This is a genomic window from Shewanella inventionis (assembly GCF_014641855.1).
GTDB classification, from domain to species: Bacteria; Pseudomonadota; Gammaproteobacteria; order Enterobacterales; family Shewanellaceae; genus Shewanella; species Shewanella inventionis.
Window position 1 is genome coordinate 921 of record NZ_BMII01000012.1, and the last position, 23,281, is coordinate 24,201.

Sequence of the window (23,281 nt, forward strand, 5' to 3'; positions counted from 1 at the left end):
TTATATGTACTGTAGTCTTATATGTACTGTAGTCTTATATGTACTGTAGTCTTATATGTACTGTAGTCTTATATGTACTGTAGTCTTATATGTACTGTAGTCTTATATGTACTGTAGTCTTATATGTACTGTAGTCTTATATGTATAGTAACGATGTTTTAGCAATCTAGATTAAAAGCTTTAGTCCTATACATACGTAAGCTAATTTCTGACAGACTTCAACTGGTTTTATACAGACGTTAACTCTAGTAGATAAACGATTTTAAACAGATGTTAACTATAGTACATAAACCGTTTTTGGGATCGCAAAGTCGAAATTTACAAAAAAGCACCATCGAATAAATAGTGCTGCTTATACAACCCAACAGGTATTTGCTGCGCGATACTATTGATGATTATCTTTTGGTGGACTGGCTTGGGTTTTGTCTTCACCAAGAGGGGTTACAGTGTCTTGCTGGAGTTCTGCTTTATCAGCATCAACTGATTCATCCCCCACAATATGCTCAACCTTTAACTTTTTAATGGTCTTGATAGTGATAAATGGCCCAGACAATGCGTATAGGTAAAACCCTAAACATAAAATGATTGCGGGCTCCACTGAAACAACAACAAACACCCCAACGAGTAACAACATAACGATAAAGTTTACTTTACCTCGCCAGTCTACTTCTTTAAAAGAGTGATATCTAAAGTTGCTCACCATTAATAAGCCGCTTACCGCTGTTATTAGTGCTGCGAGATAACTAATATCAGTAGGGTCGATTTCGTACTTGCTACCACTCCAAATACTACCAGCAATTAACGCTGCAGCGGCTGGACTTGCAAGCCCTTGGAAAAAACGTTTATCTGCAACACCAACTTGCGTGTTGAAGCGAGCCAATCTCAATGCAGCAGATGCGCAATAGATAAACGCTGCGAGCCAACCTATTTTACCTAAATCTTGTAAAGCCCAATTGTAAACGAGTATCGCTGGAGCCATTCCAAACGACACCATGTCTGCCATGCTGTCGTATTCGGCACCAAAGTCACTTTGGGTATTAGTGAGCCTTGCGACTCTTCCGTCTAGTCCATCACAAATCATCGCAATAAAGATTGCTATTGCGGCTGATTCAAAGTGACCATTCATAGATGAAATCACGGCATAAAACCCAGAAAAGAGCCCTGCCGTGGTAAATAAGTTAGGTAATAGGTAAATACCTTTATTTTTTACTGTTTGATTTGATGAATTTTGCATACACTTTAAACAATATTGTTTTAGATGTTGGATTTATATTCAAGATAGCATATTTTGGAATAATCAAGCATAGCGTCATTTAGCTTTGGGAACTCACATGAACATTTTTCGTTTAGTTATTAGTTTAGTCATCATCGTATTTAGTAGTGTGTTATCAGCGGCAACTATTTATACGTGGGTTGATAAATCAGGTGTTGTACATTACAGCCAACAACCACCTAAAGATGTTGATGCAAAAAAGATTTATACTGAAGATATGGAACCGGCAAAAATCGGGACAAATACACCGCAGAGAAAAACAGCGCAAAAGCCTGAAGAATCTGAACTAGCCAAGTCAGCTAAAATGATTAACGAAAAAGATAAGCAACAGGCTAAAGAAATTTGCGACAGTGCAAAACACAGTTTGAATGTACTTAATACCCATACAAGTCTTAGTCAGCAAAATAAACAAACTGGCGAAACGACGAAGATGACAGAAGAGCAACGCCAAGCTGCTATCGCAGAAAATAATGAGCGGGTTAAATTGTTTTGTAAATAAACGAAATATTTACCCTGTTAGGCATAAATAAAAAAGGGAGCACTAGCTCCCTTTTGTGTTGTTAGTGTTTGTTATTGTTCAAACGTCAATTGGCCATCGACGACATCGACATTAATCATTTTACCTGGCAGTAATTGTCCACGAAGGAGTTTTTGCGCCAATGGATTTTCAACCTCTTGCTGTAAGGCACGTTTTAATGGCCGCGCACCATAAACAGGATCAAACCCGGCTTCGGCGATTAGCGATAACGCCGCATCAGTTAACTGAATATCAAACTCTTTTTCTACCAAGCGTTTACGCAATAGTTCAAGTTGAATACTGGCGATATGTTTAATGTTCTCGGCATCCAAAGGATGGAACACCACAGATTCATCCACACGGTTTAAAAACTCTGGACGGAAGTTTTGCATCACCACCTCCATCACGCTTTGCTTCATTTCATCATAACTAGCACGACCAAAGCTTTCTTGGATACGATCTGAACCTAAGTTAGATGTCATGATGATAACGGTGTTTTTAAAATCAACCGTACGGCCTTGACCATCGGTTAACCTGCCGTCATCTAGCACTTGCAGTAAAATGTTAAACACATCTGGGTGCGCTTTTTCGACCTCATCGAGCAAAATAACCGAGTAAGGTTTACGACGAACCGCTTCTGTTAGATAGCCGCCTTCTTCATACCCGACATACCCGGGAGGTGCGCCGACTAAGCGTGACACGGTATGTTTTTCCATAAACTCGGACATATCGATACGCACCAATGCCGATTCGGTATCAAACAAAAACTTAGCCAGTGATTTACAGAGCTCTGTTTTACCGACACCCGTTGGCCCAAGGAATAAAAATGAACCAATCGGGCGCTGTGGATCTGCAAGACCTGCACGGCTACGACGAATGGCATTCGACACTGCATCAACGGCTTCATGTTGTCCAATAACCCGCTCGTGTAATGCATCTTCCATGTGCAAGAGTTTTTCGCGCTCACCTTCAAGCATTTTTGAAACGGGAATGCCTGTTGCTTTTGACAACACTTCTGCAATTTCGATATCAGTAACCTTATTACGTAATAAGGTCATATCTTGCATTTCAGCTTGTGACGCTAAATCGAGCTGCTTTTCAAGCTCGGGAATACGACCATACTGTAACTCAGACATGCGAGTTAAATCGCCTGCACGTCTTGCCACTTCTAAATCGAGGCGAGCTTGCTCAAGGTCTGCTTTAATATGCTGCGTACCTGCAAGAGCGGCTTTTTCGGTATGCCAAATTTCATTGAGCTCTGCTGCGTGACTTTCTACTTCTTTCAACTCTTGTTGTAAAAAGTCTAAACGTTTACGGCTGGCGTCATCGGTTTCTTTACTGAGCGCTTGCTCTTCAAGCTTTAACTGAATAGCACGACGCTCTAATTTGTCTAACGCCTCTGGCTTAGAGTCTATTTGCATACGAATACTCGATGCCGCTTCATCAATTAAGTCGATAGCTTTATCGGGTAACTTTCTGTCTGAAATATAACGATGTGACATGGTTGCTGCGGCAACAATGGCAGGATCGGTAATTTCAACATGATGATGCAACTCATAGCGCTCTTTTAACCCACGTAAAATAGCGATGGTGTCTTCTACACTGGGCTCATCAACAATCACTTTTTGGAAGCGGCGCTCAAGTGCTGCGTCTTTTTCAATGTATTGACGATATTCATCCAACGTTGTGGCGCCAACACAATGTAAGTCACCACGGGCTAAAGCAGGTTTTAACATGTTGCCAGCATCCATGGCGCCTTCACCTTTACCAGCACCCACCATGGTGTGCAGCTCATCAATAAACAAGATGACCTGCCCTTCTTCTTGCGACAATTCGTTTAATACTGCTTTTAAACGTTCTTCAAACTCACCGCGATATTTGGCGCCGGCGATTAGCGAGCCCATGTCGAGTGATAACACTCGCTTGTTTTTAATGCCCTCTGGCACCTCGCCATTAATGATACGTTGAGCAAGTCCTTCAACAATGGCCGTTTTACCGACACCTGGCTCACCAATTAATACCGGGTTGTTTTTACTGCGACGTTGCAAAACTTGAATGGTGCGGCGAATTTCATCGTCACGACCAATCACGGGATCCAGTTTGCCTTGCTCTGCACGTTCGGTTAAATCGACGGTAAATTTTTTCAACGCCTGGCGCTGATCTTCAGCATTTGGATCATCAACTTTTTGACCACCACGCATGTCCTCAATGGTTTTTTCCATGAGTTCTTTGCTAGCACCCGACTCTTTTAACGCTTTTGACAGTGCATCGTTGTTTTCTAGAGCGGCAAGCACAAACAATTCAGACGAAATGTATTTGTCTTTACGTTTTTGGGCGAGCTTGTCGCATAAATTCAGTAGACGGATTAATCCCTGAGACAATTGAACATCGCCACCGGTACCATCGACTTGTGGTAAACGCTCTAACTCTTGAGTCACTGCAGAGCGAAGCGCGCTAACGCGAATGCCTGCTTGAGTTAATAATGGATGAATAGAGCCAGAATCTTGATTTAATAGCGCCATCATTAAGTGAATGGGTTCGATAAATTGATGATCGCGCCCCAAGGCTAATGATTGGGCATCAGAAATGGCAATTTGAAACTTATTAGTCATACGATCGAGTCTCATATAACCTCCTAGGATCTGATACTTATGTAAAGGGTAATTAATTCAGAAATGAATAATTTGTTATCTTAAAGATGGGGGCAATAAATATGATTTCAAGCTTAAAACTTAATCTAGATCAAAAAATCGTTCGTTTTTTGAACTTTACAAATCAGTTAAGATTTTAACCAAATAAGCGACGCCATTCGACCAGTGTGATGATCGCGACGGTAAGAAAAATAATCAGGATTGGTAAAGGTACACACGTTTGCATTAAATACTTGTGTTACACCAAGGTGCGACAAACGAAGCATCGCAATACCCGGTAAATCGGCAAGGTACTTGTTATTATGAGGCATAAAATATTGCGCGGCTTGAGGGTGTTTTTGCATAAAAGCATCGCGTACTTCTGCACCAACTTCAAAAGCCTGTGGCCCAATCGCTGGGCCTAAATACGCCATCAGCTCATTAGGAGGCGTGTTAAATAGTGCAACTGTTTGTTCAATAACACCCGCACACAACCCACGCCAGCCAGCATGTGCTGCTGCAACTTCAGTACCTTGTTGATTGCATAACAACACAGGCAAACAGTCTGCAGTCATTACAGCACAAACATCACCGGCTTTATTGCTATAACTTGCGTCGGCTTTAATAGGTAAATCAAAGGTTGGCTCATGCGGTTTTAGATGCGCCATATTCACTACATCTACACCATGCACTTGCTCGAGCCACAATGGCTCTGCAGGTAAAGATAACCGCTGGCGTAAAGAAGCACGATTAGCCAAAACATGCTGTTGATTATCACCAACATGTAACCCTAAATTTAAACTGTCAAATGGCGGTAAACTCATACCACCATGACGATCAGTCATCGCTATTGCGACATTGTCAGGTAAGGGCCAATCGTGCTGGAACATTACAAATACTCAATAGGGTTTAATTGAGTATCAACGCGTAACGCTTTGGTCAGTTCAACCATGTCATCAGGAATTGGCGCATGCCAAGTCATGATTTCGCATGTAAATGGATGCGCTAGCTCTAAACGAACTGCGTGTAATGCCTGACGGTTAAAGCCTTTGAGTAATTCAAAAAACTCTGGGCTAGCATTTTTTGGCGGTCTTGGGCGGCCACCATAAACAGGATCGCCAACCAACACATGACCAATATGCGCCATGTGTACACGAATTTGGTGAGTACGGCCGGTTTCTAGGCGTAAACGTAAACGCGTATGAGCACGGAACTTTTCAGCCACACGATAGTGCGTTACTGATGGGCGACCACCATGAATTACCGCCATTTGCGTACGTCGTGTAGCATGACGTTCAATCGGCTCATCAACAGTGCCACCAGCCGTCATCGTACCCAGCACAATGGCTTCGTATTCACGCACGATGTCACGCGCTTGTAATGCTGCAACCAAATGAGTTTGCGCTTCAACGGTTTTAGCCACAACCATTAACCCGGTTGTGTCTTTATCTAAACGGTGCACGATACCCGCTCTTGGTACATGCTCAATATCTGGGCAATGATGCAACAACGCATTCATTAACGTGCCATCGGCATTACCCGCACCTGGATGAACAACCAAACCAGCTTGCTTATTCACAACAATGATATGGTCATCTTCGTATACAATATTTAAATCGATATTTTGTGCCTTAGCACGTACTTCTTCTTCAAGTGTTGCAGCAACTTCTATCAATTGAGACTCGAAAACCTTTTCCCGAGGCTTATCAACTGTGATACCGTCAACAGTAACTGCACCAGATAGGATCCATTCCTTGATGCGTGTGCGCGAGTAGTCAGGGAACAAACCTGCTAGTGCTTGGTCTAATCTCAGACCGGTTTGTGTTGCTGTTATCTCGCTTTTTAGATTAATCTCTTGTGTCATAGGAACCGTACCCCAGTTTAGGGGTCCAAAGTGAATGTGCTATCTGTTACAATCGGATGTTTTCTATTTTACCGTGAAATGGAAAAATTCTTAACAACAACTTAAAAAGAATTGAATTCAAGTATGTATAAATTTGCCCAAGGTGCCGCCCTAGTATTACTTTCACTGGCTATAACAGCCTGTAGCAGCAGTCCAGAAGAAGATGAATTCACAAGAAAAGCATCACCTGATCAGCTGTATACCCAAGCAAGAACGTCAATGGAATTAGGGAATTACTCTAAAGCCGTACGTTCACTTGAAGCATTAGACTCGCGTTATCCATTTGGCCCGCACAAAACTCAAGTTCAATTAGACTTGATTTATGCGTATTACAAAATGGACGATGCAGCCTCTGGAATTGCCAACATTGATCGCTTTTTACGCCTCAATCCAACGCATCCAAATATTGATTACGTGCATTATATGCGTGGTTTAACCAATATGCAGGCAGATAATTATTTATTTCACGATTTAATGAATATCGATCGTACTGATCGCGACCCTAAAAATGCACAAGATGCATTTAAAGATTTTGATCGCTTAATTAAATCTTACCCAGATAGTAAATATGCCGTCGATGCACAACATCGTATGCAGTTTTTGAAAAACCGTTTAGCACAGTATTCTATTCAGGTAGCCGAGTATTATATCAAAATGAATGCTTGGAGTGCAGCTGCCGTTCGCGCTCAAACTGTAATGGAAAAGTTTCCAGGCACACCTGCTACAGAGCGTGCATTAGAAATTATGTCTGAAGCCTACGGCGAATTAGGCCAAGACAAGCTACAACAGCATGTAAAAATGGTGATGAAAGCCAACTTCCCTAATAATGAAACACTCACTAACTAGTGATGACACAATATTGAATAAAACGCTCTTCGGAGCGTTTTTTATTTGCAAACACGGCGAAACCATTAAATGAATCGCGAAACACATCTCGCTAAAAATGGATAAATTAACGCCGATACGGGCAAAATACGTTCAAACGAATCGAATTTTAAGATAAATAGTAAAAACAAGTTGACTCAACAGGCCAAAACCCTTTAAATTGCGTCCGTCGCCCGAATAGCTCAGTCGGTAGAGCAGAGGATTGAAAATCCTCGTGTCCCTGGTTCGATTCCGGGTTCGGGCACCATATTTAGATTGGTGGCTAACGCGACTAATAAAAGATTTACAAAAAGGCCTCGCATTGCGAGGCCTTTTTGTTTTCGGCTTTCAGTAAGTCATACCAATCAGGTATAAATAAGTGATCAGAGATTGCCTAGGAAAAATCGCTTAGAATAAGGCAGAAATTTTGAAGTTAGTAGTTCTACCTTCAAAATTTCTAACAATGTTATTAGCGATGTTAACCAGTAAGAATGATCACATTCTTGTGCTGGTTGGTATCATATCAAGATAAGACTTCACAAGCTTTAAATCGGCTCTATGTAATCCACCATAAGCTGCACAGTTTGATTTCCACGAAATTCATTTACATCTAATTTATATACAATTCTAGCTTGCTGTATCGTGGCATCTGGCCAAATGGCAAGATCGATATTAAATGCAATACCATCTAACATTAATGAACCACATGGCGTTTCAACCAGTAATTTAAGATGCTTTTCACCCACAATGCGCTGCTGAACGATATTGAAAACACCATCAAATAGCGGCTCTTCAAAAGACTGCCCCCAAGGGCCAGCATTGCGCAAAATAAACGCCGTATCAAGACAGAGCAACTCCGGAGGCAACTCGCCATCTGACATTAACTCTCCGGTCAATTGCTCGTAATCTAAAATGTCTCGTACTGCATTATCATATGCCTGCTTAAACTGCTCAAAAGCATTAGCGTTAAGCGATAATCCAGCCGCCATAGCATGGCCACCAAATTTAATGATCATACCAGGATACTGGCTATTAATGCGCTCAAGTAAATCTCGCATGTGCAAGCCTTTAATGGAGCGGGCAGAGCCTTTAATTTCGCCGTCACCTGCATCAGCAAATGCAATGACTGGACGGTGATAACGATCTTTAATCCGCGATGCCAAAATACCAATCACCCCTTGATGCCAATCATCTTGAAAAATAGCAATGCCCCAGGGTAAATCTTCTTCGTTAAGCGACACTTTTTGTAAACTGTTAAGTGCTTCTTGCTGCATGCCGGTTTCAAGTTCACGACGCTCTTGATTTAATCCGTCAAGCTCGGCCGCCATTCTTCTAGCTAGCATAATGTCTTCACACAATAGCGTTTCAACACCTAGCGCCATTTCATCTAAACGTCCTGCAGCATTTAACCTGGGGCCAACGGCAAAACCAAAATCTGCTGCAACGATTTTCTCAGGGTTTCGTTTAGCCACCTCTAACAATGCGGTAATACCAACTCGACAACGGCCACTTCTTACTCTCTGTAAGCCCGCATTCACTAAAATGCGATTATTGGCATCAAGTGAAACCACATCAGCAACTGTCCCTAACGCCACAATATCCAATAAAGAACCAAGGTTAGGTTCGCTAATGTGATGTTGTTGATACCAATCTCGCTTACGTAACTCTGCCCGCAAAGCTGACATTAAATAAAAAGCCACGCCAACACCTGCAATCGATTTACTGGCAAACTCGCAACCAGGCTGATTTGGATTCACAATCACATCAGCATTAGGCAACGTAGCGCCGGGTAAATGATGGTCGGTGACCACAACTTGCATACCTAACAACTTGGCAGCAGCAACCCCCTCAATAGATGAAATACCATTATCGACAGTAATCAATACATCTGCGGATTTAGAATAGGCAACCGCAACAATCTCAGGGCTGAGGCCATAGCCATAGTCAAAGCGATTAGGGATTAAGTAATCCACCTTGTTCGCGCCCATCATCTTTAATGCCAGCATACAAACGCTGGTTGATGTCGCGCCATCGGCATCAAAATCACCAACGATTAATATCGACTTATCTGCTGCCATTGCGTCGGCAACTAATGCTGCGGCCTCTGACAAGCCTTTCATGGTATCTGGGCGCAATAATTGGGTTAATGCTAACTCGCAATCATTTTCACGCACACCTCGACGGGCATAAAGCTGCTTTAAAAAAGGCGGGATTGTGGCAGGTAAATGTGAATCATCAACCTGAGGACGACGGACTATTTTGTGTGACAAAAGGCAACCTTAATCTAACAGTAATTGGTTCGCTCAGCTCAAAAATCAAATGATAATCCAATAACAAGCTGGTTTGTTTGGCTCACTTAATTTACCTGACTTGAGGTACAAATAAAAAGGTGAGCCTGAGCTCACCTTAGATTTTACGCTGTAAATATTGTATTGACGATAATGAATTATAAATTTGATTCAATCGTGCGTAATAGATCTGCAGGAGATTGATAACCTGGCACCATGGTGCCATTTTCTAGTATCAGTGCTGGCGTACCATTAATGCCAAAAGACATACCTAATTGATACTGCTTGGTAATATCAACATCACAGCTTGCCGCTTTAACATTGCCACCATTTTTGGCCTCTGTCATCGCTTTTAATGGATCTTTTGCACACCACACAGCTTGCATTTCATCGGCATTTGCAGAAGGTATTCCAGCTCGTGGGTATGCTAAGTAGCGCACTGTTATGCCTAAATCGTTATAACCTTGCATTTGATTGTGCAGCTTACGACAGTAGCCACAATCAACGTCAGTAAACACTGTCACAACGTGTTTCTCATCTTTTGCCTTGTACACTAGCATGTCTTTTTCTATAGGCTTAAGCATTGCTAAACGAGGTCCGGCAAGTGCCGCTTCAGTTAAGTTTTTCATGCCCTGCTTCATATCATATAAATTACCATGAAATAGCTTGCTGCCATCTTTAGTCACATATAACACACCACGATCAGTAAAGACTTGATACAAACCATCTACAGGAGAAGGTTGGATCAATGAGACATTCACCCCTAAGGTATCGCTTAGAGTTTGTTTTAACACTGATTCATTTGATACATCGGTTGCTGGTGCAGCAAACACGGTAGGAGCAATAACAAGACTGGCAACGAGGGCAAATGCTTTGGTTAACTTCATGATAATTCCTAAATTACACGGGTTCAAAATGAATAGACCCGACTTCGTAAGCAAAACTTACAGATTTAATTCCTGTAACGCAACTAATACCGAGCATCTTAAATGTAAGGATTTGAAAGCTCACCGCAACTACTATCCACGGGGATGATGCTGGCTATGCAATTGTTGTAATCGCACTTTAGCCACATGGGTATATATTTGCGTTGTAGACAAATCACTGTGGCCCAATAACAATTGTACCACACGTAAATCCGCACCATGATTGAGCAAATGAGTCGCAAAAGCATGGCGCAGTGTATGTGGGGACAAATGACAAGTAATCCCAGCCCTTGCAGCATAAAGCTTAATACGATGCCAAAAGGTTTGCCTGGTCATCATTTGCCCACGACGTGATGGAAACACCACATCTGACTGCTTCATGTTTAATAACTCACCACGAGCAAAACGCATATATCGCTCAACTTCGGCAACCGCCAACTCGCCAAGCGGAACCAATCGCTCTTTCCCGCCTTTTCCCACCACCCGAACCAACCCTTGTCGCAGACTGATTTGCTCCATTGTTAAACTCACTAATTCGGTTACGCGTAATCCCGTCGCATACAAGAGTTCCAACATAGCTTTATCGCGACATTCTAGCGGATCGTCACTATTAGGTTCAGCCAACAAACTGTCAATTTGAGCTTCAGACAACGAGTCGGGTAACTGGCGCGACAATTTGGGAGATTTAATCAGTGCAGTGGGGTCATGGCTCACAAGTTTATTTACCAATAAATAAGCATAAAAACGCCGTAAACTGCTCATCATCCTGGCTGTACTGCTTTTGGCAAAGTGTTGTTCAAAACGGATGCTTAAATAATCGCGTAGCATGTCTTGGTTAACCGTAAGTAACTCCCCACCTTGAGACAACACAAAGCGCTCTACATGCTGCAAGTCAGTTCGATAAGAAGCCAAGGTATTATCACTTAAGCCTTTTGTTGACCAAAGGTCGTCCAAAAACTGGTTAATTAGCGGATTGGGTTGATAAGCAGGTTTTGTCAAAATAAATTCTCAATCACTCATAAAAAACGACGTTAGATAAAATATCATAACGTCGTTTGTTTTACTGTTAATTAGCGCCTGTTGAGCACTCAACCTGATGTTGAAACCCAAATAAGCCTTAACGTAAGCAGAGCGGTGACTTGCTTAAACTATGCTGTAACCGCTTTATTTTTAGGAATAAACAAACACACAATAGCAGTAACAACTGTGGGTAGTAACCACGCCACACCTTCTTTATGTAAGGGCATAAAATCAAGAAAGCTCATGTCCATACCCGCGGTTTGCAAACCATCAAAAATACCAAAAAACAGCGCTACACTTAAAATCACTCGATGCGAAAAAGCAGGACGAGCAAAACGCTCAGTTAAAAATGTCACTAACACTAAAGCAATCGCAACCGGGTAAATGGTCATCAATACCGGAATACTAATACTGATTAACTGCGCTAAACCAACGTTCGCCACAGTGGCACAAATGCAGCTAAGTACTACAACTAGCAATTTATATGACAAACTTGGCATAAGTTCATTGAAAAACTCAGCACATGCAGTGACTAAGCCCACCGCCGTGGTTAAACACGCTAAGGTCACAACTGTTGACAACAATAGCGTACCTAAGCTGCCAAAATGATGTGTTACATAGTTTGTTAAAATTTGGCCACCATTATCAGCGCCAATGGCAAAGTCACCGGCCGATGCACCAAGATAAAATAACGATACATAAACAAATGCTAGGCCACCTGCGGCAATAAAAGCTGCACGAACTAAATACTTAGTTTGATCAGCAGCGTCATTTACCCCTTTCTTACGCAGCAAATCAATAATCAACATACCAAACATCAAAGATGCCAGTGTGTCCATGGTGTTATAGCCTTCAATAATCCCTTTAGTCAGCGGGCTATTGATGTACTCTCCAACGGGCTGATTGACTTCAAACCCAGGTAAAATGATGACTGAACTGGCTAATCCAACTAATAATAATATTAATACCGGCGTGAGCACCTTACCCACGTTATCCAATAACTTGCCTGGGAATAATGACAAAAACATCACGATAGCGAAAAACACTAAAGTGTAAATAAGCTGCGCGATGTTAAACTCTTTACCACCAAGCATCATCAACGCATCAGGATTACTGATAAACGGCCGAGCGCCAATTTCAAATGCCACCAACCCCGTTCGTGGTGCCGCAAATGCTGGCCCAATAATAATGTAAATTGCAATTGCCAACGCAGTGGCGGCAAAAGCGGGCAATAACGCCATCACTTTACCGTTTGCTTTAGCAACGGCAATTAAGCCAATTAATGGCATACCTACTGCGGTAATCAAAAAGCCCAGCATGGCAAACGACATGTTCTCGCCTGCCAACATGCCAGCAAATGGAGGAAAAATTAAGTTACCTGCGCCCAAAAAAAACGCAAAGGTCATAAACCCTAACCCTACGGTATCGGTCACACTCATCTTGGTTGTTTGCACTACTCGCCTCTTTTTATTGTTATGTTTTTTAACAAACCTAATTGATTACGGCATAATTAGCTACTATTGACCAGAATGCTGCCAATTTTTGTAAAGTTAAAAATACACTCGTAAATTGTAAATTTTGCTTTAACCGTTAACAAAAATGAGTACAAAGCCCGGTTTTATTCGCTACATCCTTGTCAAAATAGCTGAACTTAGACTTTTTACTCAGTTTTACTGATTAAAATCGGCCAAACTAATATCAAACAACGCCAAACCACACAAGCTTTAGCCCGCAAAAAAATAAAAAAAAGCGTTTTATGATTAAATTATGTCAACCCTTGTGTACATATTAGCCAAGTCATTATATTTAGTTCATTTTTGTATAACAAAATATCAACCATTTATCGTAGAAAATATTTAACCGACGACATCATTGATTAAAGCGATTATGATCTCAGCTAACTTATTTAATAACCTGCCATCACAACAACTTTATGCCTTTTACGTTTAAACAATTTCATATCGATGACGCAGCTTGTGGGATGGCAGTAAGTACAGATGCCGTTATTCTTGGGGCCTGGGCTGAATTAACTCAAGCTGAGCATATATTAGATATTGGTGCAGGCAGTGGCTTACTCAGTTTAATGGCGGCACAACGCAGCCTTGATCACGCTAACATTACTGCTGTTGAAATTGACAATGCGGCAGCCCACGCTTGCAAACATAACATTGAACAAAGCCCTTGGCCTGAAAAAGTCCGGTTATTTCACGGAGCTATTCAAGACTTTCAGCAGCAGTTTAATGACAGTACTAAGCCTTTATTTGACCACATTATTTGTAATCCACCTTATTTTGAGCAAGGTACTCAAGCCAAAAATGCGGCTCGAGCAGATGCCAGACACACCAATACCTTGTCATTTTCAGCATTACAGCAAGCAATAAGTCAACTGTTAGCACCTAAAGGCAATACCAGTATCATTTTGCCACAACAAAGTTTAGCCAGCTTTATATCGCAACTGGACGGCCATAAATTGTATGTGGCAAAACACTTAGAAATCATCAGCGTAGAGGGCAAGGTGCCTAATCGTTCGATTTTGGTTATTCAACACACACCATTAACCGCAGATCAGCAACACCAAAATAAACTCTGCCAAACTGAATACCTGCAAATGGCGATTCGCAATAAACAAGGCGAGTATAGCCAGACGATGATAGAATTATGCCGCCCTTTTTACTTAAAGCTTTAGCCTGCTCATTAGGTCAGCTATAATACTCAACTATTTTTCAGCGAGACCAGTGCATGCAATTTGAAGATTTCCAGCTAGACCCTAGCTTATTAGAGTCACTCAAGGCCATGGGACACAACAGCCCAACCACGATTCAACAACAAACTATTCCATTGGCCATGGATCAGCGGGATATTTTAGCGCGTGCGCCAACTGGCACCGGTAAAACTGCCAGTTTTTTACTGCCTGCATTACAGCATTTAATTGACTTTCCTCGTCGCTTTGAAGGTCAGGCACGTATTTTGGTTTTAACACCAACGCGAGAACTTGCCAGTCAAATTCACCGTTATGCCTGCCACTTAGCCACAGGGCTTGATTTCAATATTGCCATCATTACCGGTGGTGTACCTTACGGCCCGCAAGAAGAAGCGCTAGAAGATAACATCGACTTGCTTATCGCCACTCCTGGGCGGTTGATGGAATACCTAGATAAAGATAAATTCGATGCAACTGAAGTTGAAATTTTAATCATCGATGAAGCTGACCGTATGCTCGATATGGGCTTTTCATCTGTGGTGCAAACCATTGCGATTGAGGCTCAAGGTCGTAAGCAAAACATGTTGTTTTCGGCCACGCTAGAAGGTAATGGCGTAAACCGTTTTGCCAGAGAGCTGCTAAACGATCCTGTGATGATTGATGTTGAATCCCCAAGAAGCGAAAAAGCCAAAGTGCATCAATGGATCCACCTTGCTGATGACAGTGCACACAAATTTGCTTTGCTTTGCCACATTCTGCGTCAAGAAAACGTTAAGCGTGCCATCGTGTTTGTTAAAACCCGTGAAATCGTGGCCAGCTTAGAAGGGCAATTACTTAAAGCCAATATTCCATGTGCTTTTATGCGTGGTGATATGGAACAGAAAAAACGCTTTCAAGCCTTAGGTCGTTTTTCAAAAGGCGAAGTCAACGTATTGTTAGCAACAGACGTAGCGGCTCGCGGTATTGATATCGATGATATTACTCATGTAATTAACTTTGACATGCCCCGCTCAGCCGATGCGTACGTTCACCGCATTGGTCGTACCGCACGAGCTGGCGCAAAAGGGACAGCAATATCTTTAGTTGAAGCTCACGACATGCGTATAGTGTCTAAAATTGAACGTTACATCGAACTGCCACTTAAGCGTCGTGTGATTGAAGAACTTCGTCCAAAGCACAAAGAAGCAAAAGTGCCGGGCAAGAAAAAGGCAAATGCCAAAGACGCAAAAGTAAAGTCAAAGAAATTTAAGAAAAAGTAATTTTAAAATTTATCCATAAAAAGCGAATTATTGATTAATTCGCTTTTTTTATCGCTAAAGCAATATAAATCACAATTAACTAGATGTCATACGGCTAAAAACGTCAAGAAATGTAAAGATCTGCGCAAAAAACACCCAGTAAAATCACCTGCATAACCACATGATAAATAGAACTAAATCTACAAAAGGCAAACTTGCCCTCGACAACAAACATGCACAAAAGCAGCATTAAATAATTTCAGCATTAAAAATGCCAAGTTGAAACATTTTATTTACATCAATCTATTTAGATCAACCCCAGAGTCTGTTAATTTAGAGGCAATGAGTAATAAAAATAATCTGAATTAACAAGTTAGCCAACGTAGTTAACTGTCTTTAGCATTAAAAAAGCATGGATACGCAATAAAAATGATGAAAAAAATAAAAATCATACTAAGAAGATTGTCACCCCTCCTAATTGTTATTGTATTTGCCGGTTTAGCCAAAGTGCTAATAAACAGCCAAGAAGCACCTGAGCAAAAAGATGAGCCAATCAGCGTGCCCATTATTGATGTTCAAACTGTCGTGCCACAAACCTTATCACTAAATTTGCCATCTTATGGTGTAGTTAATCCAAAATATAAAACGCAATTAGTGACCGAAGTGCAAGGCCGCATGATTAACATATCGCCACAGTTTGTTGCTGGGGGAGTCGTTAAACAAGGCGAACAATTGGCCATTATCGAACCCTCAGATTATGAAGCCGATCTTATCCAAGCAGAAGCGACATTGGCACAAGCAACTGCTGCATTAAATGAAGAAAAAGCCCGTGGCGAAGTCGCCAAGATTGAATTTAAAGGGTTCACTAACGGTGTTCCTCCAGAGCTTGGATTACGTATTCCGCAGCTCAAGAAAGAGCAAGCCAATGTGAAATATGCCCAAGCCGCATTAGCGCGAGCCAAACGAAACTTAGAACGTACCGTTATTCGAGCACCGTTTGATGGCATCATCAAAGCGCGCAATGTCGACTTAGGTCAATACGTTACCTTAGGTACCAATCTTGGGGAGCTTTACGACACCAGTATTGCCGAAATAAGACTACCATTGGCAAATGAAGACCTCGCCTATTTAGAATCGGTCGATAATCCAGACACCAATGTAACACTCACCGCTCAACTTGCAGGTAAACAAGTCACCTGGCAGGGTAATATTGTTCGCAGCGAAAATGTCATCGATGAACAAACCCGCATGGTTTACCTGGTGGCTGAAATTCGCGACCCTTATCTTCGTAACACCAAAACCTCTGGTCAATTACCCTTAAAATACGGCAGCTTTGTTAATGCGGTTATTACCGGTAAAACAGTTGATGAGGTTGTTAAACTCCCTCGTCACGTAGTACGTAATGGTCAAGTCGCTGTCGTCAGTGACGACAATATAATTGAAATGCGCACAGTCAATGTGATCCGTTCAGACGTGAGTTCTATCTATATTCAAGGCAGCTTTAAAGCAAATGAGCGCGTATCGATCACCAGCGTCAACAGCTTAAACTCTGGTCAAGCTATTAAAGTGTTGGGTGAAAAGGCTAAAAAGCCAAACGAGCCAGTTGATACCGACGCCCAAGCAGCGACAAAAGCAGGTGAATAACATGACCACAAATAAAGGAGTTATCGCCTGGTTTGCCAGCAATAGCGTTGCCGCTAACCTACTTATGATCATTTTAATCATTGGCGGCCTGTTTAGTGCTGTCATGATTAATAAAGAAATATTTCCAAGCTTCGAATTAAACCTAATCAATGTCAATGTGGCCTATCCAGGGGCTGCGCCACAAGAAATTGAAGAAGGGATAAATATTAAAATTGAAGAAGCCATTCAAGACATCAGTGGCATTGACAAAGTCACCTCGGTTGCCAGTGACAGCGTGGGCTCGGTGACCATTGAAGTTGAAGACGGCTATGACGTCCAGCAGGTGCTCGATGAAGCCAAACTGCGCATTGACGCTATTGCCACTTTCCCTGACAACATTGAAAAACCCAATATTTACCAAGTAAAACCTGAAAACAGCGTTATTTGGGTGTCTGTCTATGGTGACATGAACCTTCATAACATGAAGGAAATGGCCAAGACAATTCGCGATGAGATCACAGATTTACCCGCGGTCACACGAGCCAAAGTCAATGGCGTGCGTGACTATGAAATCGGTATCGAACTGTCTGAAGATAAATTACGCGAGTATGGTATTACCTTTACCCAGGTGGCTCTGGCGGTACAAAACTCATCCATCGATTTACCCGGTGGAGCCATTAGAGCACAAGACGGTGATATTTTATTACGCACTAAAGGCCAAGCCTATACCGCTGACGATTTTGCGCAAATTGTGGTCGACACTCGCCCTGATGGTAGCCGTATCATGCTGCCTCAAGTGGCAACCATAAATGATGATTTTGAAGAGCGCTTAGAGTACACCCGCTTTAACGGCAAACCCGCAGCAGTGATTGAGATCGCCAGTATTGATGATCAAAATGCCTTAGATATCGCCTCGCAAGTGAAAGACTATGTGGCCAAACGTAAACTCACCCTACCGAGTAATATTCAACTCGATACCTGGGGTGACTTAACTCACTACCTGCAAGGTCGATTAAACATGATGCTGTCAAACATGTTTTATGGTGCGCTGCTGGTATTTATTATTTTGGCCTTATTTTTAGACCTTAAGCTCGCATTTTGGGTCATGATGGGGTTACCAGTGTGCTTTTTAGGCACCATGCTGTTAATGCCACTTGAACCGTTTAATATGTCAATCAACATGCTGACCCTGTTTGCCTTTATTTTGGTACTGGGGATAGTGGTCGACGATGCCATTGTCATAGGCGAAAGCGCATATACCGAGCTTGAAGAAAATGGCCACTCGTTAAACAATGTCATTAAAGGCGTGCACAGAGTAGCCATGCCAGCCACATTTGGCGTGCTTACAACCATTGCCGCATTTATTCCAATGATCATGGTTTCTGGTCCCATGGGGATCATTTGGAAATCCATCGGTATGGTGGTCATTTTGTGTCTTGCATTTTCGTTAGTAGAATCAAAACTGATTTTACCCGCGCATTTGGCCAAGATGAAAATCACCAAACGCAGCCAGCCTACTAACATATTTTCACGGATAAAATTGGCCATCAATGAATGGTTACAGCACTTTATTCACCACACTTATCGCCACTTTTTAGAGCGTTGTATAAAACAACGCTACAGCGTGGTCGCTTTGTTTATTGGGGTGCTCATATTATCGGTCGCCCTTGTACTAAGCGGAAAAGTCCGTTGGATTTTTTTCCCCGATATTCCATCAGACTTTATTCAAGTACAAATAGAAATGGATGAAGGCAGCTCCGAACAAAATACCTTACATGTGCTCCAGCAAGTTGAAGATGCGTTATATCAAATGAACGAAAAACTTGAAGAGCAATATGGTTACCCAATGGTAAAACACAGCTACATTGAACTTAGCTCCCGTAGTAGTGCATTTGTGTTTACAGAATTGATCAAAGGCGAAGATCGGGACCTAGACGGTGTTGAAATTGCCGAGCAATGGCGAGCACAAATACCAGAATTATTGTCAGTCAAAAAACTAAACATCAATGCCAGTACCAACGATGCCGGCGGGGATTTGTCGTTTAGACTAACCGCTACCGACCTAGATCAATTATCAGAAGCATCGAAAGCACTTAAAACAAAACTTGCCACCTACGAAGGTGTGTACGACATTACTGACAACTTCTCATCAGGCTCAAACGAGATACGTTTAAAGATACGCCCAGAAGCACAAGCTCAGGGCCTCAGCTTGTCTGATTTAGCCCGCCAAGTGCGTTATGGTTTCTATGGCTATGAGGCTCAGCGTATTTTGCGCAACAAAGAAGAAGTGAAAGTCATGGTTCGTTATCCACTTGAGCAACGTCGGACGGTGGGCGATCTTGAAAATATGCTTATCCGAACACCATCAGGCGCTGCGGTACCATTCTCAACCGTTGCAGATATCGAGTTAGGTGAATCTTATGCATCTATTACCCGGGTAGATGGCCGCAGAGCCATTACCATTTCAGCCAATGTGAATAAAAACAATGTGGAACCCTCAAAGATTGTTGCCGAAATTCAGGACGAGTTTTTACCTGAATTAACAGCAAGGTTTCCTAAAGTGGCTTCAGCTTTAGATGGCGGCAGCTTAGACGAGCAAAATGCAATGATAGGCTTGGCCCAAGGCTTTTTCTTTGCCATGTTTACTATTTATGCCTTGATGGCGATCCCATTAAAATCTTACACACAACCCCTGATCATTATGTCAGTCATTCCATTTGGCATGATTGGCGCCTTATTTGGCCACTACATTCTTGGTTTATCTATGAGTGTATTGAGCTTGTGCGGCATCGTGGCGTTGGCGGGGGTAGTGGTAAACGACTCGTTGATTTTAGTCGACTTTGTTAACCGCGCACGTGAAGAAGGTAAGTCTCTTTTGCAATCGGCAATTGACTCTGGTTGTTATCGCTTTAGAGCCATTATTTTAACGTCACTCACCACTTTTGTCGGCTTAGTCCCTATTATTATGGAAAAAAGCTTACAAGCTAAAATTGTCATCCCTATGGCAACCTCATTGGCTTTTGGTATCTTGTTCTCAACCTTAGTGACATTAATTTTAGTGCCGATTTTGTATATCATTCTCGATGATATCAAACGCACACTAAAGCGCTTGTTTATATGGTGGTGGCAGCCAAAAACAGTTGAAAACACATTGAGTACTGACAAACAGAGCTAGTTAACTAGGGCATGTTTACCACCGACAAACAGAGCTGAATAAGCTCTGTTTTTTTATGCTGTTCTGCGAGCGGCGCAACATCCTTAGTTAGCCCATTGGACTAAAATAGCCTTTATTCATCCAACAACACCACTTTACCGATGACAGAAATAAGTTCTACGTCGCCAACATTAGTTTATGATATCGGCAAACATCGTTATCTTAATATCACTGCAAGATGCACCTTGAGGTGCCAGTTTTGCCCTAAACATAATGGCTCGAAACAAGTGCACGACTACGATTTGTCACTCAATAAATCCATTACGGCGATGGATATCATTCCGTTACTTGGTGATGTAAAAGAGGTAGAAGAATATGTATTTTGTGGCTTTGGCGAGCCAACTCTTAATTTAGACTGTCTCTTACAAGTTGCTCATGCTATCAAAGCACAAGGAGGACGAGTTCGCTTAAACACTGATGGGTTAGGTAATCTGTTTCATCGGCGTAATATTTTGCCACAACTTAGCCAATGTATAGACAGCTTATCGATTTCGCTCAATGCCGACACGCCAGAGGGCTACCAGCGCCATTGCCGCCCAAAGCTTGCACACTCTTATGAAGCACTGCTTGAATTTATCCACCAAGCACCGCAATTTATCAAAGAGGTACAAGTGAGTGCAATTAACGGTTTAGCCGATGTCGACATCGCACGCTGCATGGTCATTGCCGAAAAAAATGGTTGTCAATTTAAGCAACGTGAATTAGATAAAATTGGCTAAACAATTATCCCCTCTAGACGTTTTGCCAATGTGTGCTTCATGCTAGTATTGCCATTAAGTGAATGCTAAAAAAGTGGCACAATGTCTAAACGTAAAGCAGTGAGTTCTCCCAACTCGTTATTAATCTCATCGCAAGCAGCACGTTGGTCTCAACAACATATTTTATCGCTGTTAAGCCAAGTGCTTATATTATTAATTACCATTTTTATCGCCACTCATATGGTGATTTACTTAGGTGAGCGTCGCTTGCAAGAAGACTGGGCAGATCAGCGCTACAGCGAATTACAAACCGTGGCGTCACTGGCATCAGACAAAGCCGCTTTTTTGCAGTTTAGAACTCAAACATTCGCTAAAGCAGAATTATTACGCCAATACTTGCAACACCCCTCAAAACCTCAACAACAAAAAGTGGCCGAAAGCTGGGATTCTTTAACTCAAAACATTCCTGAACTGCTTGGATTATCTTTATTTGATCCGCAAGGAAAACTGCGCTTTTCAACTACCAACAGTTTCGATAATATGCAAATACCCGCAACATTAATGGGCTCAGCTCGCAACATGGGAGGAAACGATATCTATACATCGCCAATGTCTTTCACCCCAATTGACGGCATACTTGAACCTTATTTTTATCAACTCTCATGGATAGAAAACCCTGATCAGAGTATTAAAGGCTACTTAGTCACTTACAATTCAATCACCAAATTACTTGAATCCATTAAACCCGCTTTCTTTAACCAAAACTCACCATTGCTTCTACTCGACACTCAAGGCTTTTTGTACGCAGGCGCCAACCAACCTGAGCCATTGACCAATATGCCAGACAATTTAGGCTCAAGTTTAAAGCAAACCTATCCTGAACTTTGGAAAGACATGGCCATGAATAACTATGGTCAGTTTTATAGTACCGATGCGACTTTTGTTTATTTAAAAGTGGAATTAACCAACCAATACGAAACCAAAAGAGAGTACTTTTTACTGTCTTATATTCGCCATAATGATATTGCTGAGCGTTATCTTGAATGGCGAATGGTCATTCTCATTGCCGGCGTGCTCTTAGCCTTGTTAGCTACCGCGTTAATTGTATTACGCCATTTATTTGTGCTTGAACGCCGAGCAAAACATAACAGTTTACAGCTCAGTCATGGGCTATTTAACAGTGAAATGAGCTGCCTAATTGTTAATGACAAAGGGCGGATTAACAGTGCCAATCTCAATGCGTCAAAAGCACTTGCATTACCAATAGATAACCTGATTGATCGTAGCGTTCAGCGAGTATTGCAACTCGATAACGAGCGCTTTAAGCAAATCGAAGAAGCATTAACTCACCATCAACAATGGCGTGGTGAAATCAACATTGAAAATGATCACAACATTACATTACAGACTCATATTCGCAGTGAAGTGTGCCCTTACAGCAAAGAACATTATTGGCTAGTCACATTAGAAGACATCACCATACTCTATGACAGCCAGCGTCAGGCTTATTTGTATCAATTACTCAGCGACAGCGCGGTCGCCACAGCACTAACAGATGCCAGTGGCAAATTAATCAAGTGCAACAGTAAATTTGATCATTTAATGTCGTTAAATGGTGAAACTGACATTGCTATCACTGAATTATTAGGTGATGAACTTAAAAACCAATGGCAAAACATATGTGCTCAAATAAGTTTGCAAGGAGAATGGACAGCGCAAATCATGCCATTTACCCAGAGCCGATACAGCCATTGCCTAAAAACCACGTTAGCAGGTCAGCTCGCTTACGACGGGGAGATTGAATTTCTCATTTGCACTTTTGAAGAAACCCTCCCAACCATTGCACTCAACAATCACAGCAATGTGTTTGGTCATCGAAGTGCAATTGTGCTGCGCATTAATGAGCTAGAAAACCACTTTAACCAATTAAGTGAACAAACTAAAATGCAGTCCAGTTTAATGGTTATGGACATTAATCCTAATGCGATTTTTAGCCATATGGGCAACATGAGCCAATTAGAAAAACGTCAAAAAGACATAGAATTACAATTGTTAATCGAACTACCACTAAACTATCAAATATCCCAATGGCAAGTTGGTAAGTTAGTTATATTATTGCCGGAGACCGACGCAAATAGCGCACATCAATATGCGATGAAAATTATCCACTGTTTAGAGGTTAATGATTTATCAGAAGGGATTAATATTGGTATTGCCGGTTATGTTTCACCACAAACGCTTGAGCAATATTTGGCAAATGCCGAAATAGCCCTCAAGCGAGCTAAACAGTCAGTTGACCAAAATATTTGCCAAGCGTTTACACGAATAAACCACACGGACCATTTAAACTAACAACCGGTTAATGTTAATAGGTGGGTGTAATCAA

16 protein-coding genes and 1 tRNA gene are annotated in these 23,281 nt (G+C 41.9%); 9 read left to right on the forward strand and 8 right to left on the reverse strand.

The features are described from left to right. Nucleotides 1–385: 385 nt before the first annotated feature. Nucleotides 386–1,234 carry a CDP-diacylglycerol--serine O-phosphatidyltransferase gene (gene pssA, locus IEW93_RS08200; RefSeq protein ID WP_188738805.1) on the reverse strand — a complete coding sequence of 283 codons (849 nt, stop codon included), beginning with the start codon at nt 1,232–1,234 and terminating at the stop codon, nt 386–388. 97 nt (nt 1,235–1,331) lie between these two features. Here pssA and IEW93_RS08205 point away from each other — a divergent pair, with 97 nt between their 5' ends. Beyond that, complete coding sequence (locus IEW93_RS08205; RefSeq protein ID WP_188738806.1) at nt 1,332–1,772, forward strand: DUF4124 domain-containing protein; 441 nt, start codon at nt 1,332–1,334, stop codon at nt 1,770–1,772. Nucleotides 1,773–1,843: 71 nt separating this feature from the next. Here the strand turns inward: IEW93_RS08205 and clpB are convergent, their stop codons facing one another. The 3 genes from clpB to rluD all read right to left on the reverse strand — a co-directional run bounded on the left by clpB (nt 1,844) and on the right by rluD (nt 6,284). After that, entirely contained in the window at nt 1,844–4,417 is a 2,574-nt protein-coding gene (gene clpB / locus IEW93_RS08210) for an ATP-dependent chaperone ClpB (protein WP_188738807.1), read from the reverse strand. 152 nt (nt 4,418–4,569) lie between these two features. Then, nucleotides 4,570–5,310, reverse strand: a complete 741-nt coding sequence (pgeF, locus tag IEW93_RS08215) for a peptidoglycan editing factor PgeF (protein WP_188738808.1) — start codon at nt 5,308–5,310, stop codon at nt 4,570–4,572. After that, nucleotides 5,310–6,284, reverse strand: a complete 975-nt coding sequence (rluD, locus tag IEW93_RS08220) for a 23S rRNA pseudouridine(1911/1915/1917) synthase RluD (RefSeq protein WP_188738810.1) — start codon at nt 6,282–6,284, stop codon at nt 5,310–5,312. Before rluD ends, pgeF begins: the two co-directional genes overlap by 1 nt. A gap of 123 nt (nt 6,285–6,407) precedes the next feature. Between rluD and IEW93_RS08225 the strand changes: the two genes are divergently transcribed. Together IEW93_RS08225 and IEW93_RS08230 are read left to right on the forward strand one after the other, a co-directional pair. Then, nucleotides 6,408–7,169, forward strand: coding sequence for an outer membrane protein assembly factor BamD (locus IEW93_RS08225; RefSeq protein ID WP_188738811.1), 762 nt, complete (start codon nt 6,408–6,410; stop codon nt 7,167–7,169). Between the two features lie 210 nt (nt 7,170–7,379). Further along, nucleotides 7,380–7,455: transfer RNA gene (locus tag IEW93_RS08230), tRNA-Phe, on the forward strand. A 277-nt stretch (nt 7,456–7,732) separates the two neighbouring features. On the opposite strand, the gene recJ is transcribed toward IEW93_RS08230, so the two are convergent. The 4 genes from recJ to brnQ all read right to left on the reverse strand — a co-directional run bounded on the left by recJ (nt 7,733) and on the right by brnQ (nt 12,875). Further along, nucleotides 7,733–9,457: a single-stranded-DNA-specific exonuclease RecJ gene (recJ, locus tag IEW93_RS08235; RefSeq protein WP_188738813.1), complete on the reverse strand. Its 1,725-nt coding sequence runs from the start codon at nt 9,455–9,457 to the stop codon at nt 7,733–7,735. 176 nt (nt 9,458–9,633) lie between these two features. Further along, nucleotides 9,634–10,362, reverse strand: coding sequence for a bifunctional protein-disulfide isomerase/oxidoreductase DsbC (gene dsbC, locus IEW93_RS08240; protein ID WP_188738816.1), 729 nt, complete (start codon nt 10,360–10,362; stop codon nt 9,634–9,636). 132 nt (nt 10,363–10,494) lie between these two features. Then, on the reverse strand, nt 10,495–11,400 hold the full coding sequence (gene xerD, locus IEW93_RS08245; RefSeq protein ID WP_188738818.1) for a site-specific tyrosine recombinase XerD: 906 nt from the start codon (nt 11,398–11,400) through the stop codon (nt 10,495–10,497). Between the two features lie 149 nt (nt 11,401–11,549). Next, a complete protein-coding gene (gene brnQ, locus IEW93_RS08250) occupies nt 11,550–12,875 on the reverse strand; it encodes a branched-chain amino acid transport system II carrier protein (RefSeq protein WP_188738820.1) in 1,326 nt (441 codons plus the stop codon). Between the two features lie 479 nt (nt 12,876–13,354). On the opposite strand from brnQ, the gene IEW93_RS08255 reads away from it, so the two are divergent. The 6 genes from IEW93_RS08255 to IEW93_RS08280 all read left to right on the forward strand — a co-directional run bounded on the left by IEW93_RS08255 (nt 13,355) and on the right by IEW93_RS08280 (nt 23,247). Then, the gene (locus tag IEW93_RS08255; protein WP_188738822.1) at nt 13,355–14,107 is read left to right on the forward strand and encodes a tRNA1(Val) (adenine(37)-N6)-methyltransferase; all 753 of its coding nucleotides are present in this window, start codon (nt 13,355–13,357) and stop codon (nt 14,105–14,107) included. Between the two features lie 53 nt (nt 14,108–14,160). After that, nucleotides 14,161–15,381, forward strand: a complete 1,221-nt coding sequence (gene srmB, locus IEW93_RS08260; protein WP_188738824.1) for an ATP-dependent RNA helicase SrmB — start codon at nt 14,161–14,163, stop codon at nt 15,379–15,381. Nucleotides 15,382–15,789: 408 nt separating this feature from the next. Next, the gene (locus tag IEW93_RS08265) at nt 15,790–17,004 is read left to right on the forward strand and encodes an efflux RND transporter periplasmic adaptor subunit (RefSeq protein WP_188738827.1); all 1,215 of its coding nucleotides are present in this window, start codon (nt 15,790–15,792) and stop codon (nt 17,002–17,004) included. A 1-nt stretch (nt 17,005) separates the two neighbouring features. Beyond that, entirely contained in the window at nt 17,006–20,158 is a 3,153-nt protein-coding gene (locus tag IEW93_RS08270; protein WP_188738828.1) for an efflux RND transporter permease subunit, read from the forward strand. Nucleotides 20,159–20,298: 140 nt separating this feature from the next. Beyond that, nucleotides 20,299–20,916, forward strand: coding sequence for a TatD family nuclease-associated radical SAM protein (locus IEW93_RS08275; RefSeq protein WP_188738831.1), 618 nt, complete (start codon nt 20,299–20,301; stop codon nt 20,914–20,916). An 81-nt stretch (nt 20,917–20,997) separates the two neighbouring features. Then, nucleotides 20,998–23,247: a PAS domain-containing protein gene (locus IEW93_RS08280; protein WP_188738834.1), complete on the forward strand. Its 2,250-nt coding sequence runs from the start codon at nt 20,998–21,000 to the stop codon at nt 23,245–23,247. The last annotated feature ends 34 nt before the right edge of the window (nt 23,248–23,281 follow it).

Excerpts from the sequence above, each read along its gene's own strand:
- pssA (WP_188738805.1), bottom strand. The coding sequence starts at position 1,234 with ATGCAAAATTCATCAAATCAAACAGTAAAAAATAAAGGTATTTACCTA.
- IEW93_RS08205 (WP_188738806.1), top strand. The coding sequence starts at position 1,332 with ATGAACATTTTTCGTTTAGTTATTAGTTTAGTCATCATCGTATTTAGT.
- clpB (WP_188738807.1), bottom strand. The coding sequence starts at position 4,417 with ATGAGACTCGATCGTATGACTAATAAGTTTCAAATTGCCATTTCTGAT.
- pgeF (WP_188738808.1), bottom strand. The coding sequence starts at position 5,310 with ATGTTCCAGCACGATTGGCCCTTACCTGACAATGTCGCAATAGCGATG.
- rluD (WP_188738810.1), bottom strand. The coding sequence starts at position 6,284 with ATGACACAAGAGATTAATCTAAAAAGCGAGATAACAGCAACACAAACC.
- IEW93_RS08225 (WP_188738811.1), top strand. The coding sequence starts at position 6,408 with ATGTATAAATTTGCCCAAGGTGCCGCCCTAGTATTACTTTCACTGGCT.
- dsbC (WP_188738816.1), bottom strand. The coding sequence starts at position 10,362 with ATGAAGTTAACCAAAGCATTTGCCCTCGTTGCCAGTCTTGTTATTGCT.
- IEW93_RS08255 (WP_188738822.1), top strand. The coding sequence starts at position 13,355 with ATGCCTTTTACGTTTAAACAATTTCATATCGATGACGCAGCTTGTGGG.
- srmB (WP_188738824.1), top strand. The coding sequence starts at position 14,161 with ATGCAATTTGAAGATTTCCAGCTAGACCCTAGCTTATTAGAGTCACTC.
- IEW93_RS08265 (WP_188738827.1), top strand. The coding sequence starts at position 15,790 with ATGATGAAAAAAATAAAAATCATACTAAGAAGATTGTCACCCCTCCTA.
- IEW93_RS08270 (WP_188738828.1), top strand. The coding sequence starts at position 17,006 with ATGACCACAAATAAAGGAGTTATCGCCTGGTTTGCCAGCAATAGCGTT.
- IEW93_RS08275 (WP_188738831.1), top strand. The coding sequence starts at position 20,299 with ATGACAGAAATAAGTTCTACGTCGCCAACATTAGTTTATGATATCGGC.
- IEW93_RS08280 (WP_188738834.1), top strand. The coding sequence starts at position 20,998 with ATGTCTAAACGTAAAGCAGTGAGTTCTCCCAACTCGTTATTAATCTCA.